This is a genomic window from Leptospira kmetyi serovar Malaysia str. Bejo-Iso9 (assembly GCF_000243735.2).
Taxonomy (GTDB): Bacteria; Spirochaetota; Leptospiria; order Leptospirales; family Leptospiraceae; genus Leptospira; species Leptospira kmetyi.
Genome location: NZ_AHMP02000003.1, coordinates 3,474,862 through 3,489,980, shown reverse-complemented (window position 1 = coordinate 3,489,980; position 15,119 = coordinate 3,474,862). Strand labels below are relative to the sequence as shown.

The window sequence follows — 15,119 nt, the reverse complement described above, 5'->3', positions numbered from 1 at the left end:
CCGGGATATTTTCGATTTCTAAAACATGTTTTTAGAATATTCAAAAAACATAAATTATCCCGAAACGGAATATCGCCCGAACTCCGTCTTTTACGAATTATAAATGAAAATTTATTCTATTTTAAGACCCGAAAACAATCGGATTTAAAAATCCGAAAACTCTTCCTCGAAAGTTTCAGTTCACTTCGACCCGATTCAATTCGTCCAGTTCCACCTTCCAAGATTGGACGATTTGTACCATCACGTCCAACACGGCGGGTTCTGGAGAATCGTAGGAATCGGCGGCAAAAGAATCCACCGTCTCGAAACCTTTGATCCGAATCAGGGAATTCTTTTCCATTTTGGCCCGAAATACCTCGAACTCTTCGATGGATTCCGTGGGAGAATTCTTCACATAATACGGTTTTACGATGCTTACTCGAAAACTTTCGATCGGAAGTTCCTTTAAGGTCTGCAAAAGCCGAAAGGACAATAATGCGACTTCGAGTTTCATTCTTTCCTTATATTCTTTCTGCCCGAGAAAGGTTAGCGCGGAGTTTCCGCCCACGGATAACGTTACTCGCACCGCGTCCGTCGTGGTTCCGTCAGGCGAAACACCGGGGGAGATTTCGATTTCCTTCAATCGATCCCCTAACAGTAAAAAGGAGGTCTGGCGAATTTTTTCCTCAACGGGAACCCGGCGATCGGATAATATCTTTTGAACCTGGTCTTTGGCGGTCGGCTTACAACCCGTATACGCAATTAAGATCGCAAAAAGAAGAATAGGGTGAAAGGCCCTATATACAATATTTTGATTCTTAGGAACTTGTTTTTGATTCGAGAAGGAGTTCTGATCCGTTTCGTTTAAATACAATCGTTCATTTCTCATGGAAAAACCTCCTTTATTTCTTTATCGAAAGAGACTCATTAATTTTAGGAGATCCATCGGTTTTTTGCAAGCTTTTAGCCGTTTTTCGACGTTTTAGCGAAACGCGATTTCACTCTTGTCGTAGCGTCCGCGCATTCATTCCGCTAACGTTTCACGGACCGACCGGCGGTCGGGCAATCATGATTCGGATTTTTATCGTATCAATCGGTGATAAAACGGTTTAGCCTTATTTAAAATTAGGAAAAAAATTATTTCAAATGATTGGCCTTTAATCGCTGTTTGGGGTAAAAAGATGTTCCATTTTTTTTGGCGCTTATAGAAAAAAATATTCAACGTTAATTTTTTTCTGTAATTTTAATTAGGTGATTTCGTCATAAATACCTGTATGAAACCAAAAAAAATTTCGAACGACGATCTTGAGTCCCTGGTAACAGGTGTTAAATCTCAATCCTTAGAAGCAGTGGGGAATTATCTATATAAAGGATTCAGAATACAGGTTAGTAAATATAATCTGTCCGGCGCTGAAAGAGTTCAACTTCTCTATCAAAGAAGAAGAAACAACGGCCTTTGTATCGTATGCGGAACGAAAGTCTCCAAAAAGAACCCTTCCTCCGGCAAACTTTATAGGCTTTGCGAACACCACCGCAAGACAATCGATAAGAAAAAGTAATCAACCTTTTCGGAAAACCTGCAGATAATCTTTAGAGGGAACCGTTTTCCTCGGGAGTTTATCTTGCAGGCCCAAAGATTCTTCGTTTTTATACTGATCCCATTCTTAACTTGGATCTCCTTTTCCGATTCCCTCCATTCGGAAGCGAGCCCCCTCCAGGAAACTCAGGCGGAAAATCTCCTCAGAATCGCGGAAGAAGCCTTCAAGGATCGGAAATTCCATAAATCGATCGAAGAAATTAAAAGTTTTCTGATTCTTTATCCTTCGAGTAAGTTCAAAAACAAGGCCTACCAGGTTTTAAAGAACAACTATTCCAGACTTGGTCGTCCGGAAAAAGTCCTCGAAATCAATCTGCATCAGTACGCTCAGGAACCGAATTCTTCCCAAGGTTTGAACGCCTTTTTCGAAGCCGGTAAACTCTACCTTGAAATCGGAGAGGAAAGTAAGGCGAGAGACGTTTTCAAGTCGATCTGTTCCCAATCCTTTTCCAGAGAACTGGCCGAAAAAGCCTCTTTGGAACTCTCGGAATGGGAGATTTTAAGCGGTTCCAAGACGGAAATGTCGGAATGCGGAGAAAAGTAGCGCTTTTTTTCGAGATTCGATTCCCGGATTCCGATAATGAAAACAGTTGAACTCTGATTTTCAAAAAAAATACTAACACAACAGCATGTCCACAGGGATCTTCCAAATCGTTAATTTCCAGAAGGGCTCCTACATTATCGTAGAGGGCAAAAAGGATTCTCCTAGCTTCTTTATTATTCGAGAAGGGAAGGTTAAAATCGGTCGCGAAAACCCCGTTGTCGGTGAAGATCCGAATTCGGTTCAAGGTCCGGGGGACTTTTTTGGCGTCGTCGCGGCGATGAGTCAACACGCTCAGATCGAATCCGCAGTGGCACTCACCGACGTTTCTGTGATCGAAGTGAGTTACGATCAATTCGGAACTCTCATTCAAAGAAATACTCCAGTAGCGATGAAAATCATCCGCTACTTCTCCATGAAACTCCGTCAGTTCGACCAGACGATCACTCGTTTGACTTTCCGCTCCGCGGTGGAAGAAGATCCGAACGAACTCTACAACATCGGTGAGAATTACTTCAATCAGAAGAATAGTCCGCACGCCGCTTACGCGTTTCAAAAATATCTTCAGTATCTTCCGAACGGTCCGTTTGCGACCCAAGCCAAGCTGAAACTGCAAACGATGAACCAGCCTATGCAGGCTCCCGCGATCGATCTTACGAAGTTCAACCGTATGTATGCGGACAACGAGATGATCTTTTGCGAGCACGAACCCGGACGCGAACTTTATATCATTCAAAACGGAAAAGTAAAGATTACAAAGATCGTGGATAAGAACGAGGTGTTACTCGCCGTTCTTCAGAATGGAGACATCTTCGGCGAGATGGCGCTTCTCGACAACAAACCGAGATCGGCTTCCGCGATCGCTTGGGGGAACGTTCAACTTCTCGCGATCAACAAAGCGAACTTCGAAGGAATGGTCAAGGCTCAACCTCAGCTGGCGACCCGTTTGATCACTCTTCTTTCGGAAAGGATTTGGACCGCTTATAAACAACTCGCGAACTTGATGATCAACGATCCTCAAGGAAGAATCGCCGATACGTTATTGACTCTTGTTGAAAAGAATAGAATCAAAATCGCTCCTAAGGTTTCGTATAACTTCGAAATCGGAACGAAAGACTTAATCAAAATGGTCGGTCTTTCTTATCCTAAGGACGAGAATTTGGTTTTGGATCTTTTGACTAAAAACAAATGGATCAAACTCGATCAGGGTAAACTGAGTTGTACCGATCTTGTGGAATTGGAAAAACTCGTTCATATCTACAGAAAAAAATCGCAGATGGAAAACAAACTCAAGAAAAGGGCATAACGCGTTACGCGCTCTTCGATCGAGATGCCCTCTTCCGATTCCAAATCCAAATCCGATTCTTCCCAAGTTTCATCGTCTTCTGCTTCCGCAAAATCGAAAAAGCCGGAAGAGCGCGATATTCTTCTTAAAAAAGCGACCGATTGGCTCCGCAAAAAAGATCCGATCACGAAACGGCTGATCGACGGAGTCGGGCCTTGTAAACTGCAGACGATCGGTTCTCCGTATCAGGTTTTGATCAAATCCGTTTTGGGTCAGCAACTTTCGACGAAGGTCGCTCTTACCTTTGAACGTAGATTGATCGCGCTTGCGGGCGGCAGAAAGATTCCTTCTCCCGAACAGATTCTTGAAATTCCGAATTCTAAGATGAGAGAAATCGGAGTTTCCCAGGCCAAAACCGAAACGATCAAACGTGTCGCGGAAGCGTATAACGATCGTGCGATCACGGATTCTAAACTTCGTAAATTAGAAGATTTGAATGTTTTGGAACTTCTTTGTTCTTTAAAGGGCGTCGGCCCTTGGACCGCGGAGATGGTTTTGATCTTTGCGTTGGATCGTTGGGATCATTTTTCGATCAACGATTTGATTTTACGGAAGTCCGTAGAAAAACACTACGGGATTTCCAAGGATAACAAAAAAGAAATCATTCAATTTTTGAAGAATTATTCCCCGTATCGTACGATTCTTTCCTGGTATCTTTGGGCCGATGTCGACGGCGGCGAGGGATGGGGTTGAACTACAATTTGTAGGAGTTCCCACAAAATCGCGAAGAAAAACGGATTTGCGAAATTCAGTATTTTCTGATATAGCCGAACTCGTGCAACTTGCTCCCACAAGCCCGCCACCGCCACCCAAACTCGGGTGGGGGCGATCCTTGTTTTTACGATAAAGTTGTCGGAACTACTACGAAATTCTCTCTCACAACTCCGCTTCGATAGCATTTGCAGCGGAAATCCCGAGCAGGAAAACAAAAGATTTTGTGTTTGAGAATCGAAACTGCGAGAATCGGAGCCAAAAGAAACTCACAGTTGCTTCCTAGGGGCGCAACTTCAATCGCGAGCCTTTTTATAGAAAAAGGCCCGGCAAGCGGATCGCCCGCTTGCCGGGCCTTCGAATTCAAAAAATGGAATATTCTTAAAACTTAATCCCGACCGCTTCACAATCGGCTTTTGTCATGATCTTGACGAGTTCTTCGAACTTGACCTTCGGTTCCCATCCGAGTTTTTTCTTCGCCTTTGCGGGATCTCCGATCAAAATGTCGACCTCGGTCGGACGGTAAAACTTAGGATTCACTTCCACGAGAAGTTGTCCGGTCTTTGCGTCGAATCCCTTTTCGGAATCGCCCTTTCCGTCCCAACGAACTTCGACCCCGGTGAACCCAAAGGATTTTTCGACGAACTCTCGCACGGTATGAGTTTCGTTGGTCGCAACCACGTAATCGTCCGCGTCCGGTTGTTGCAACATCATCCACATCATTTCCACGTAATCCGGAGCGTAACCCCAGTCGCGTTTAGCGTCCATGTTTCCGAGTTGGATCGGTCCGCCTTTTTTCGCGAGAAGATTGGCGACTCCGATGGTGATCTTTCTCGTTACGAATCCTTCCCCGCGTCGAGGAGATTCGTGGTTGAATAGAATTCCGTTGGAAGCGTGAATTCCGAACGCTTCTCTATAATTTACGACCGCCCAATACGCGTATAACTTCGCGACCGCATAAGGAGATCTCGGATAAAACGGGGTCGTTTCCGTTTGAGGAATCGCCTGCACTTTTCCGTAAAGTTCGGATGTGGAAGCCTGATAAAAACGGCTTTTCACTCCGATTTGTTTGATTGCGTCTAAGATTCTCAAAGTCCCGACCGCGTCGGCTTCTGCGGTATATTCCGGAACTTCAAAGGAAACTCCCACGTGGGATTGCGCCGCGAGATTGTAGATTTCGTCCGGATTTACTTTTTCAAGAATTCGATTTAAGTTACTGGAATCGGTTAGATCCCCGTAATGAAGCACGAGGTTGGAGTTCCCACGAAGATGTTCGATTCTCGCCCGATTGAACATGCTGGATCTTCTAACGATCCCATGGACTTGGTATCCCTTATCGAGTAAGAATTCGGTTAGATAGGATCCGTCCTGTCCGGTGATCCCGGTTATGAGCGCTTTTTTCATCTTCAGACCAGGAAAACCCAAAAACCCCATCTGGCAAGAAAGTTTAGAGGCAGATTCTCCCGTTTACGCGCGCCGGATCGGTTTGCAACGCGCGAATCGGCTCTGAATTCTCAAGGCTCAAACCGCGTTGTGAACCCAATCCTTTCTTCGGAAACGAATGAGAAACACGGTCGCGAGCACGATCACCCAAGCCACGATCCCGGACCACAACCCGGTGGAACCCAGTTTCAAATAAATTCCCATAAAATACGCGGAAGGTAAAAACACAAGATACGAAGCCGCCGTATAAGCGCGGAACACGAAGTCTTGAAGACCCGCGCCTCGAAGAGCGCAAGCGATCACCATATGATACGCGTCTATGATTTGAATCACACCCAAGATGACCAAGGGAGAATAGGCTTCTTCGATCAGATCGGAATCGGTCGTATAAAAGGACAACATCTCCTTTCCCCAAAAGATGAATAGAAGCCCCATACTTCCCATCACACACGCGGCAAAAAACGCCGATCGGAACGCACCGTGATACGCGAGCTTCGGTTTACCCGCTCCGAGCGCCTGTCCTAAAATCGTGGTCGCCGCGATTCCGAATGCATAACCCGGTAAAAAAGAAAGACTCAACGTGCTGAACAACATATTCGTAACCGCAACGGCCGTAGTTCCGACCACCGTCGCGAATTCGATAAAGATCATAAAGGAAATGTTGTTGAGCAGTTCCGCGAGCGCCGGAGTCGTGCTTGCCTTTAAGATCTCCCGAAAATGTTCCCAACTAAAACCCCAGGAGATATGTTTAAAATATTTTCCCAGGTGTTTGGAATAAAAGTAAAACGGAAACGCAAACAGACCCGCGGCTCCCGCCAAAGAAGAAGCGATCGCGGCTCCGGTAACTCCCATCGCTTCAAAACCAAGATTTCCGTAGATCAAAACCCAGTTTAAGAATATATTCGCAAAACATGTTATGATCATGGACGCAAGACCTGCGGTCGTGATTCCAAGTCCGTCCGTAAACGCTCTCGTCGTAAAAAGCAAAAAGAAGAATACGGTTCCGAGAAAACGATAATACAGATAACTGCTCGAAAGATCGCGAACGAGATCGTCTTTGTTGAGAAGATTCATCAACCAATCGCTGATCGCGGCTCCGCCGAAAGATAAAAAACTGCCGAATACGATCACGATATAAAACGTCGTGATTCCGATCTTTCCGATTTCGGAATCGTTCTTTTCTCCGAATCTTCTCGCGATGATTACCTGAATCCCCATAGAGAATCCCATCAAAAACGCAAGCACGGTGAAGTGCGCGATTCCTCCGATTCCGATCGCGGCGATGGAATTTTTGCCGAGCCTTCCGACCATCATCGTATCGGTCACCCAAACCACGGTTTGACTAAGCATTCCGAACACGACCGGCACCGCGAGTTTTAAGATCTTGGAATTCAAAAGACTCGGACGAATGTTTCTGTAAAAGGTATGAGCTAAATGATGTAGAGTTCTCACGGTTCTTCCAATATTTTAAAAAGAAGTAATAAAACTATTCCTTTTCGAAAAAAACTTTCTTCCACGTTAGCGTTTCTTATTTTCTGTAAGTGAGTTCGTTCTTCCCCTTTCAAAGCGTACAAACTTGAATCGGAATTTCGGACTCGATCAAGAACTATGAAACTCTACGCGGATCTTCACAATCACCTCTACGGATCGATCACTTCCGAATTTCTCTATGAGATGGGCAAATCCAACCCTTCTCCTCGCTGGGAAATTTTTACGAACTCGTATCAACAGTGTTTCGGTAAAAAAATTTCCACGGAAACTTTTTTCGACGACTATAAGGACCCGGCAGAATTTAAAAAACTCTATCAGTTCAATCACAGAGGACCGTTTCCGGAATTCCAAGCGAAGTTCAATCTCATCATCGCCTTATCCAGATTCAATCCCGAAGAAATCGCGTTAGTCGCCACACGGATCGTCGAGGATCAATTCTCGCAAGGAGTTTCCTACGGAGAATATAGATTGATGTATTCTCCCTTGGAAAGCGATCAGGGAGTTTACGACAAAACTCTCGCCGCCTGCGAAGGTCTCGCCCGCGCCGAGGAAAACACGAAGGGCAAAGCGATCGGAAAACTCGCGATCTCCTTACACAGGGAAGGCGACGTCTTCCGGGAATATTCTCTCCTGAAAGGGTTTATGGAAAAAAATCCCCTGATCGCCAAGTATCTGACTGGATTAGATTTTTGTTATATAGAAGAGGGATTTCCTCCCAAGGACAAAAAGGAATTTTTCGAACTCGTAAACAAGGACAACAAAGCCCAACGCGAAACGGCGCTCGCGATTTTGTATCACGTGGGGGAAAGTTTTCAGGACAAGTCCATTCTTTCCGCTTGCCGTTGGGTTTTGGAATCCGCGGAATGGGGCGCGCACCGTCTCGGTCACGCGATTTCTCTCGGACTTCATCCGGCCGAAAAATTAAACGGAAACATTCTCGAATCGAAATCCGAAAGACTCGATCAACTTCGATTGTATTACGATCGCAGGGAAGAATTGAATTCTTACTTCGAGGTTCCTTCCTTGGAAAGAATCGGAAATGAAATCGATTCCTTAAAACATAAAGAAAACGTAATATTGGAAACCGGCCCTTCTTTCTTGGAAGAATGTATCGGCTTTCAGAATTATTGTATGTCCAAGATCAAAGAAACGCCCGCGATCATCGAATCCTGTCCGAGTTCGAACGAATACATAGGAATGGTGGTAAATCCGGAATCACATCCCATTCTCCGTTTTGCAAAGAACGGAATGAGGTTCACGATCTCCACGGACGATCCCGGAATTTTCGGAACCACGATCGAGGAAGAATATTCGAAGGCCGCAAAGATCGGTCTCGACGCGGAAACCTTGGAAACTGTGAGACAGAATTCTTTTTTATACACTTCGGAAATTCTAAGCGGACGAAAATCGGTTCCTTAATTTCGCACTAAAAATCCTTGCCTCGCCCCGCGCGGGGAAGATTGTAGAAGAAAGACCATGTTCAGTTTCACCTCTTGGTTCCGCCCGGTTACGGTTCTGTTGATTCTCTCCTTTGCGAATCCGAACTCGTGGCTTGCACAAAGTCAGACGGACTTTGCGGATCCTTATGATTTCAATTTGAGAAACTATAAGGATTCTCCGACCCGAGACGGTTATCAAGAATACGCGATTCCTCCCACGTTTAAAAAACCGGTTTTGGTTTCTCCGAAAAACGCTCAGGTTCCTTTTGAAAGTCCGTTTCCCGCAACCGGCGGTTTACGAAGAACCACGAATCCGAACGTGGAAAGAGGACAAGAGAATCTGATCAATCCTCTCACGGGCGACATCAACGTGGAAGCGATTCTGCAAAGACAGGCGCAACAAGCGGATCGAAAGAAAAGACAGAACCAAGTTCACGAAGAGGAAAAATACACCGAAACGACCTTTCGTCGTTTTTCGATCATCTTTTTTATGACTCTTCCCATCACACTCGGTTTGGGATATGCGCTCGCTTCCGCGGCGAAGGTCAACGGCGTTCATAAATTTCAAAAAACGTTCGGCGGTTCGATTTTTATTTTTACGTTCGGAACGACCCTCGCGTTCGCAAACGCTTGGCACGATATGAGAGAATACGAATCCATGAAACGCGAGAATCAACCCGAATCTCCTCCTGTCGAACCGACCTCGGCGGATTCGTTGGGTTTCGGAAACTCGACACCGATTCCGATTTCCGGCTCGTCCTCGGTCGTTCCCGGAAGAGAATACAAATTAGAGATTTCACTTTTTAACGTCAGATTCTGATGACTTCCTTAAAGGAAAGTATATTCAGATTTTTGAATGCTCGAAGCAAGGCCGCCTTTTTTTATCAATCCCATATCCATTCTTATTTAAGAATCTATTATTCGTTTTGCGGATTCGTTTCTCTTTGTCTTTTGATCCTTATCTACGGATTTTATTTTCCCCACTCTTGGACGCATTGGATTCGTCTTCTTGTAAACGTCATCGTGGTTTCTCTCGTGATCTACGAGGCCTTGTCCTTTCTTTTCGTAACCGGCAATCTTTTGGAATATCTCAAAACGCATATCACCGAAGCCGTCGTCGTGTTTCTTCTCGTGTTTCAGGAAATCATCAGTCAGGAAATTTACGAACTTCTCACCTTAAACTCCTTGAGCGGAGAAGACGCGAGTTTGGCGTTTCTTTCTTTCAGTCAGATCTTTTTGTTGTTCAGCAACTTTTCCCGTCTGATCCGAAAAACGGATCTTCTCAATTACAGACAAATCAGTCCTTCTCTCGTCATCACGGGAAGTTTCGGAATTTTGATTCTCCTCGGAACGCTCGCCTTATCCGCGCCGAGAGCTCAAGCCGTTTCGATTCCTACGATCGATATTTTTTTCACTGTGGTCAGCGCGGTTTGTGTCACCGGTTTGAGCACGATCAACGTCGCGACGACGCTCACCGGAACCGGACAAACGATTCTTATGGTTTTGATCCAGATCGGCGGTCTGGGTCTGATGACCCTTACGGTTTTTTTCGCGATCTTTTTGGCGGGTCAGGTCAGCGTTACGAACAAACTTCTCATCAAGGATCTTTTCAGTCAGGAAAGCGTGGGAAGAGCGTCCTTCGTTTTAAAACAAGTGGCGCTTCAGACTTTTCTAATAGAAGCGTTAGGCGCCTTATTGATTTTTTTATCGTATCCCGATACGAACGAAACGGATTTGAAAAACCGGATCTTTCATTCTCTCTTTCATTCCGTGAGTTCTTTTTGCAACGCGGGTTTTTCCACGTTTCCGCAAGGATTCGAAAACGAATGGATGCTGGATCAAAGAGGATTCTTATCCGTGGTGATGGTCTTGATCGTGTTAGGCGGACTCGGATTCCCCACGGTGCATCATCTGATTCACTGGACGTTGCGGATCGGGGACGTTCCCAAAAGAATGGAACTCGGAGCCAAGTTGATCCTCACGATGTCTTTCGGTTTGATCGTGCTCGGCACGGCTTCGTATTACGTGTTGGAATTTAAAAACACGTTAGCCGGACTCGAAACCGGAGACGGAATTTTCCATTCTCTTTTTTATTCGGTGAGCACGAGGACGGCGGGTTTTAATACATTAAGTATTTCTAAAATGGGAATTCCGATGGTATTCGTTTCCTTGTTTCTGATGTGGGTGGGGGCTTCTCCGAATTCCACCGGAGGCGGGATTAAAACGACGACGCTCGCGGTTTCCATTCTCCAGTTGTTCAATCATATCCGAGGCAAAGAGGATTTGGAAATGTTCGGAAGAAGAATCTCCTCCGGTTCCGTTTCCAGGGCTTCGGCCGGAATTTTGGTTTCCTTGTTTCTGATCTTCTTCGGAATTTTCTTTTTGACCTGTACGGAGAACGCGGCCTTCATCGATCTTTGTTACGAGGTCGTTTCCGCGTTCGGAACCGCGGGACTTTCGAGAGGGATCACTTCCTCTTTGACCTCACCCGGAAAACTTCTGATCTGTTTTACGATGTTTTGCGGTCGCGTGGGAATGTTGACGATCCTCATCGCGTTCGTTCCTAAGGGAAAAAAATCCGGTCTTACATATCCGGAAGAATCGATTATCGTCGGATAGGAGGCGCGTCGTGACGACCAAAAGAAAAAACAAAACCCGTAAGAAAAGAATCGCGGTCATCGGCTTGGGAGAATTCGGAAAGGCTCTCGTGATTTATCTCAACGAAAACGGCCACGAAGTTACCGCCATCGACAGGGACATCAAGGTCATCGAAGAGATCAAGGATCACTGCGCCTTGGCGGTTTGTGTGGACACGAGCAACAAATCCTCTTTGGAAGAATTGGATCTGGAAGACATGGACGAGATCGTCGTCGCGCTCGCGGAAAATTTCGAATCCTTGATCACGACCGCGTATCATTTAAAGGAAATGAATCTTGATTCTCTTCACGTTCGTTATCATTCCGAAGTGAATCGAAAAATTCTTCAGATGATCGGAATCGAAAAACTGTTCAATCCCGAGGAAAGAGCCGCCGCTTCCATGGCGGAACAACTCAGTTATCAGGGAGTCAGAAAGGCGACTTTGTTAAGCGAAGAATACAGCCTTTTCGAAGTGGAGATATCTTCGCATCTTTACGGAAAAACATTAAAAGAATTGAATCTTCGAGAAAAATTCCAACTCAATCTCGTCGCCGTAAGAAAAGCGGATTCGAACGGAGACGATTCGAAGATTCGGGAAGGTTCCGTCTTTCTTCCGGATTCGAAAACGGTTTTCCAAGAGAAGGAAATTCTGATCCTATTCGGAAGTTCGGAAAGTATCAAAAAATTTACGAACGCTTATCCCATCGGATAAGGAATCTCTTTCGAAACCTCGTCAATCTTTTTCAAAACGTCGTCGGGAAGAATCACGTTCGCGGCTTTAAGACTTTCCTCCAACTGTTCCGCCGTATTCGCGCCTATGATCGTAGACGCGACGAAGTCGTGTTGTTTGGACCAAGCCACCGCGAGAACCGTCGCGGACATTCCCGCTTCCTGCGCGATCTTTTCGAGCTTCGCAGTGGAAGCTAACGTGCCTTCGTTTAAAAAACGATGCGCCATCCTTCTTTGTCGTTCGGGAGAACTCGCGCTAAGATAACGGCTGAACCTCGCGTTTTGCGGAGGATCGGGAGAATTGTATTTTCCGGTGAGAACTCCTCCGGCCAAAGGAGAATAAGACAGAAGACTCACACTTTCCCTTTTACAGATGTCGGCTAACGCGTCTTCGAATCTTCGGTTTAATATGCTGAAATTATTCTGAATGGATTCGTAACGCGAGAATCCGAATCGTTCGGAAACCGCGAGACTTTTCATCATTCCCCAAGGGGTTTCGTTGCTGTTGCCGATATAACGAACCTTTCCTTCGTGAATCAACTCCGTGAGAACTTCGAGAGTTTCCTCGTAACCGAAATCGTTATCGGGCCAATGAGTTTGATACAGATCCACATAATCCGTTCCGAGTCTGTGAAGACTTCCTTCGATCGCGACTCGGATATTTCTTCGATCGAGCGCGGTCTTTCCTTCTCGAACCGGCGGAACGAACCAACCGTGCCCCGGACCGCAGACCTTCGTAGCGATCAAAACCGAATCTCTCTTTTTCGTTCTCAACCATTTGCCGAAAATCTTTTCCGTTTCGTGCACGTAACTCGCATCAGGCGGAACCGGATAAATTTCAGCCATATCATAAAAGTCGATCCCGGCCTCGTAAGCCCTGTCTAAGATTCGAAACGCCTCCGCTTCGTCGCAAGTGGAACCGAAGGTCATCGTTCCCATACAGATTTCCGAAACGACCATTCCGGACTTACCCAATCTTCTTTTTTTCAAGGAATTTCCCCCAAGTATGACAATGCCAAATATGGCATTTTATTAAGCGAACGCAACCCTAAACGATTCCGATCCGAATTCGGAATCCTTCGATTTTATACCCGTATATTAATTCCTTGGAATATTTTTTTTGCTATTTTCGATTTCTATGTAATATAAAATCGTTAAGTCTTCGTTTTACGTTCGTTGCAAGAGGTGCGTTTTTGGATACGGATTCGCTTTACGATCATGAAAAATACCAAGACCTCATGCCTTCGTATTTATATCTGAAGAACGAAGCCGACGCGACCGCTCAGGAAGCTATCTTCCTAAGTCCGAAAGAAATTGAAATCCTGTATCAGATCCGAAATCACACGACCTTGGAAGGATTTTTTTCCGGTAAGATTCTGAAAGTGTGGAAGGACGAAGGTTCCAAACCCATCTACGTAAACACGTTGAAAAAACTTTCGGACGAAAATCTGATTTTCGTTTTTCCGGAATTTAAATTTCTTCCAGAAACGAGCCAACTTACGGTTTGTCTTTGTCTCGTATCCGAAAAAGAATTTAAGAAATCGAACCGTGAAAATCTCAAGGAAATCTATCTCAACAGCCTCAGTAAATCCGCGTTTGCGATTCAGAACTACATTCTCGGGTGCGAACCGTTCCAGATCAGCGAACTCGTATCCATATTCGAATATCTGATCGCGGGAACGGCGGCGGGGAATTTCGTCAAAGAATCGTTCAGCATCAAGAAGTGGATTCATTCCTTCACGTTCGAGGAACTTTTAAAGGAGGAAACCGTCGCCGATTCGATCCGTTTTATCCTCGAAAACATTCAAGAAAGTGAATATATTGCCGTCACAAAAACGACCGGATTGTTTCACGTCGCAGACGAACTTTCGGGCAAGGCGTTCGACATCCTAAAAGGTTATTATCTCAATCAATTCTCCAAAAGACTTAAAGAGCGATTTCCGGAAGCCTGGAGACTCGTTTCCGAATACAGAAAAGAGATCGTAATCGATCCGAATCACGTCGGGCCGATCTCCGGGATCGAGGAAAAATTCGTACAGGACGAATTGAAAATCATAGGAGAATCTCTGGAGGATTTAATTCCCCAATCGTTTCAGGATTTTCTAATACTCGCCAACTACATTTCCAAAAAACACGACCAGGAAAGGAACATCCGAGCGTCCGCGGAAGAACTCAAATCGATCAAGATGCTCAAGACGATGATGTCGATGAAGAATCAAACCCTTTCGCAGTTCGTCACGATCAATCTCGACGAGGATCGAGAGTTTTCGTATTCGATCGTGGACAATCTCAAAAGAGATCCGGATTGTATTTCCTGCGATTGGTACGAAAAGGGAAAAAAGATCGCCTGTCTTTGCAACAAAAAGGACGACACCATTCTTTCCTTGATTCGATTGATGACGGAGAAATATTCCTTCAAAACGGATCTCATTAGGAATTTCTTATATCTTTTGAAAAAGGAAAAAAGCGTTCTCGGACATTTGTATTCGCATCCGGATTTCAAACCGGCCTTGCTTCGTCTGAAATATACCTGTTATAAGGAAAATCTTTCCTGGTTTTCGAGGGTGTTAAATTTCTTGGGAGCGTACGGATTGCTCGAAAGTTCCTTGGAACACGAGGAATCGATCACCCAGTTCGAACAACTCAGCAGGGAAATCGCATATAAGGAAAATCGAAAGAAACAACTGGAAAAGATCCGAGCGGAATGGTTGAGCGAAACGTTGATCGATTCCGAAAACGCAGTGACCGAGGTTGCGCCCGATCCGAAATCCAAACCTCGCTCGCGTTAGACGAAACGGAAATCAAATTCGAGTTTCAATCTCCTCCACCGCCGTCCCCGCCTCCGCCGTCTCCTCCCCCGGAATCACCGCCGCCGTCGCTTCCATCGGAACTACCGGAATCTCCCGAATCGCCGCCGATCCAATCCCAAAAAGAAGAATGGTTTGAGTTTTCCGAGTCGATTGAATTTCCAAAATGGTTCAAGCTACCCGAATCCATGCTCGTGCTCCAATCGTTCGAGTTGTTTTCGTTTCGTTTTCTTTTGGAGTCGGGCCCAAACAAACCCAATAAAAGTTTAAGGAAATAAAAACCGCCGAGGGCCATAAAAAAATACGATAAATATTCCATGATGTCCCATACGGATGTGACTCCGTTGAAAATCACAAACGCGATAAACGAAATAGAAAGTATAAGAAAAACGATTCCCAT

The 15,119-nt window shown here is 45.3% G+C and carries 14 protein-coding genes; 9 read left to right on the top strand and 5 right to left on the bottom strand.

The annotated features are described in order from the left end of the window. Positions 1-175: 175 nt before the first annotated feature. Entirely contained in the window at positions 176-868 is a 693-nt protein-coding gene (locus tag LEP1GSC052_RS18855) for a hypothetical protein (protein ID WP_010572704.1), read from the bottom strand. A gap of 385 nt (positions 869-1,253) precedes the next feature. On the opposite strand from LEP1GSC052_RS18855, the gene LEP1GSC052_RS18850 reads away from it, so the two are divergent. The 4 genes from LEP1GSC052_RS18850 (at position 1,254) to LEP1GSC052_RS18835 (ending at position 4,155) form a co-directional block, all read left to right on the top strand. Beyond that, positions 1,254-1,538: an LIC10235 family protein gene (locus tag LEP1GSC052_RS18850; protein WP_010572705.1), complete on the top strand. Its 285-nt coding sequence runs from the start codon at positions 1,254-1,256 to the stop codon at positions 1,536-1,538. Between the two features lie 90 nt (positions 1,539-1,628). After that, positions 1,629-2,120 (top strand): tetratricopeptide repeat protein, encoded by a 492-nt coding sequence (locus LEP1GSC052_RS18845; protein ID WP_370739498.1) that lies wholly within the window; start codon positions 1,629-1,631, stop codon positions 2,118-2,120. A gap of 85 nt (positions 2,121-2,205) precedes the next feature. After that, positions 2,206-3,423, top strand: a complete 1,218-nt coding sequence (locus LEP1GSC052_RS18840; protein WP_010572707.1) for a cyclic nucleotide-binding domain-containing protein — start codon at positions 2,206-2,208, stop codon at positions 3,421-3,423. Between the two features lie 24 nt (positions 3,424-3,447). Continuing rightward, positions 3,448-4,155, top strand: a complete 708-nt coding sequence (locus LEP1GSC052_RS18835) for a DNA-3-methyladenine glycosylase family protein (RefSeq protein WP_010572708.1) — start codon at positions 3,448-3,450, stop codon at positions 4,153-4,155. A 399-nt stretch (positions 4,156-4,554) separates the two neighbouring features. Here LEP1GSC052_RS18835 and gmd read toward each other — a convergent pair whose 3' ends face one another. Beyond that, on the bottom strand, positions 4,555-5,577 hold the full coding sequence (gene gmd / locus LEP1GSC052_RS18830) for a GDP-mannose 4,6-dehydratase (protein ID WP_040913715.1): 1,023 nt from the start codon (positions 5,575-5,577) through the stop codon (positions 4,555-4,557). 117 nt (positions 5,578-5,694) lie between these two features. Further along, complete coding sequence (locus LEP1GSC052_RS18825; protein ID WP_010572711.1) at positions 5,695-7,068, bottom strand: MATE family efflux transporter; 1,374 nt, start codon at positions 7,066-7,068, stop codon at positions 5,695-5,697. A 156-nt stretch (positions 7,069-7,224) separates the two neighbouring features. Between LEP1GSC052_RS18825 and LEP1GSC052_RS18820 the strand changes: the two genes are divergently transcribed. From LEP1GSC052_RS18820 to LEP1GSC052_RS18805, 4 genes are read left to right on the top strand one after another with little or no spacing between them, the layout of a single operon-like run. After that, positions 7,225-8,526 carry an amidohydrolase family protein gene (locus tag LEP1GSC052_RS18820; protein WP_010572712.1) on the top strand — a complete coding sequence of 434 codons (1,302 nt, stop codon included), beginning with the start codon at positions 7,225-7,227 and terminating at the stop codon, positions 8,524-8,526. Between the two features lie 57 nt (positions 8,527-8,583). Then, entirely contained in the window at positions 8,584-9,366 is a 783-nt protein-coding gene (locus LEP1GSC052_RS18815; RefSeq protein ID WP_010572713.1) for a hypothetical protein, read from the top strand. Continuing rightward, positions 9,366-11,165 (top strand): TrkH family potassium uptake protein, encoded by a 1,800-nt coding sequence (locus tag LEP1GSC052_RS18810; protein ID WP_010572714.1) that lies wholly within the window; start codon positions 9,366-9,368, stop codon positions 11,163-11,165. The genes LEP1GSC052_RS18815 and LEP1GSC052_RS18810 overlap by 1 nt, the downstream gene beginning before the upstream one ends. 10 nt (positions 11,166-11,175) lie before the next feature. Then, positions 11,176-11,895: a potassium channel family protein gene (locus LEP1GSC052_RS18805; RefSeq protein ID WP_010572715.1), complete on the top strand. Its 720-nt coding sequence runs from the start codon at positions 11,176-11,178 to the stop codon at positions 11,893-11,895. Here LEP1GSC052_RS18805 and LEP1GSC052_RS18800 read toward each other — a convergent pair. Continuing rightward, positions 11,880-12,872 carry an aldo/keto reductase gene (locus LEP1GSC052_RS18800; RefSeq protein ID WP_100756144.1) on the bottom strand — a complete coding sequence of 331 codons (993 nt, stop codon included), beginning with the start codon at positions 12,870-12,872 and terminating at the stop codon, positions 11,880-11,882. The genes LEP1GSC052_RS18805 and LEP1GSC052_RS18800 overlap by 16 nt on opposite strands. Before the next feature lie 233 nt (positions 12,873-13,105). Here LEP1GSC052_RS18800 and LEP1GSC052_RS18795 point away from each other — a divergent pair, with 233 nt between their 5' ends. After that, the gene (locus LEP1GSC052_RS18795; protein WP_010572717.1) at positions 13,106-14,701 is read left to right on the top strand and encodes a hypothetical protein; all 1,596 of its coding nucleotides are present in this window, start codon (positions 13,106-13,108) and stop codon (positions 14,699-14,701) included. A gap of 25 nt (positions 14,702-14,726) precedes the next feature. Here LEP1GSC052_RS18795 and LEP1GSC052_RS18790 read toward each other — a convergent pair whose 3' ends face one another. After that, positions 14,727-15,119, bottom strand: coding sequence for a hypothetical protein (locus LEP1GSC052_RS18790; protein ID WP_125184793.1), 393 nt, complete (start codon positions 15,117-15,119; stop codon positions 14,727-14,729).

Coding starts and splice junctions, on each gene's coding strand:
- LEP1GSC052_RS18855 (WP_010572704.1), bottom strand. CDS start 868: ATGAGAAATGAACGATTGTATTTAAACGAAACGGATCAGAACTCCTTC.
- LEP1GSC052_RS18850 (WP_010572705.1), top strand. CDS start 1,254: ATGAAACCAAAAAAAATTTCGAACGACGATCTTGAGTCCCTGGTAACA.
- LEP1GSC052_RS18840 (WP_010572707.1), top strand. CDS start 2,206: ATGTCCACAGGGATCTTCCAAATCGTTAATTTCCAGAAGGGCTCCTAC.
- LEP1GSC052_RS18835 (WP_010572708.1), top strand. CDS start 3,448: ATGCCCTCTTCCGATTCCAAATCCAAATCCGATTCTTCCCAAGTTTCA.
- gmd (WP_040913715.1), bottom strand. CDS start 5,577: ATGAAAAAAGCGCTCATAACCGGGATCACCGGACAGGACGGATCCTAT.
- LEP1GSC052_RS18820 (WP_010572712.1), top strand. CDS start 7,225: ATGAAACTCTACGCGGATCTTCACAATCACCTCTACGGATCGATCACT.
- LEP1GSC052_RS18815 (WP_010572713.1), top strand. CDS start 8,584: ATGTTCAGTTTCACCTCTTGGTTCCGCCCGGTTACGGTTCTGTTGATT.
- LEP1GSC052_RS18810 (WP_010572714.1), top strand. CDS start 9,366: ATGACTTCCTTAAAGGAAAGTATATTCAGATTTTTGAATGCTCGAAGC.
- LEP1GSC052_RS18800 (WP_100756144.1), bottom strand. CDS start 12,872: ATGGTCGTTTCGGAAATCTGTATGGGAACGATGACCTTCGGTTCCACT.
- LEP1GSC052_RS18790 (WP_125184793.1), bottom strand. CDS start 15,119: ATGGGAATCGTTTTTCTTATACTTTCTATTTCGTTTATCGCGTTTGTG.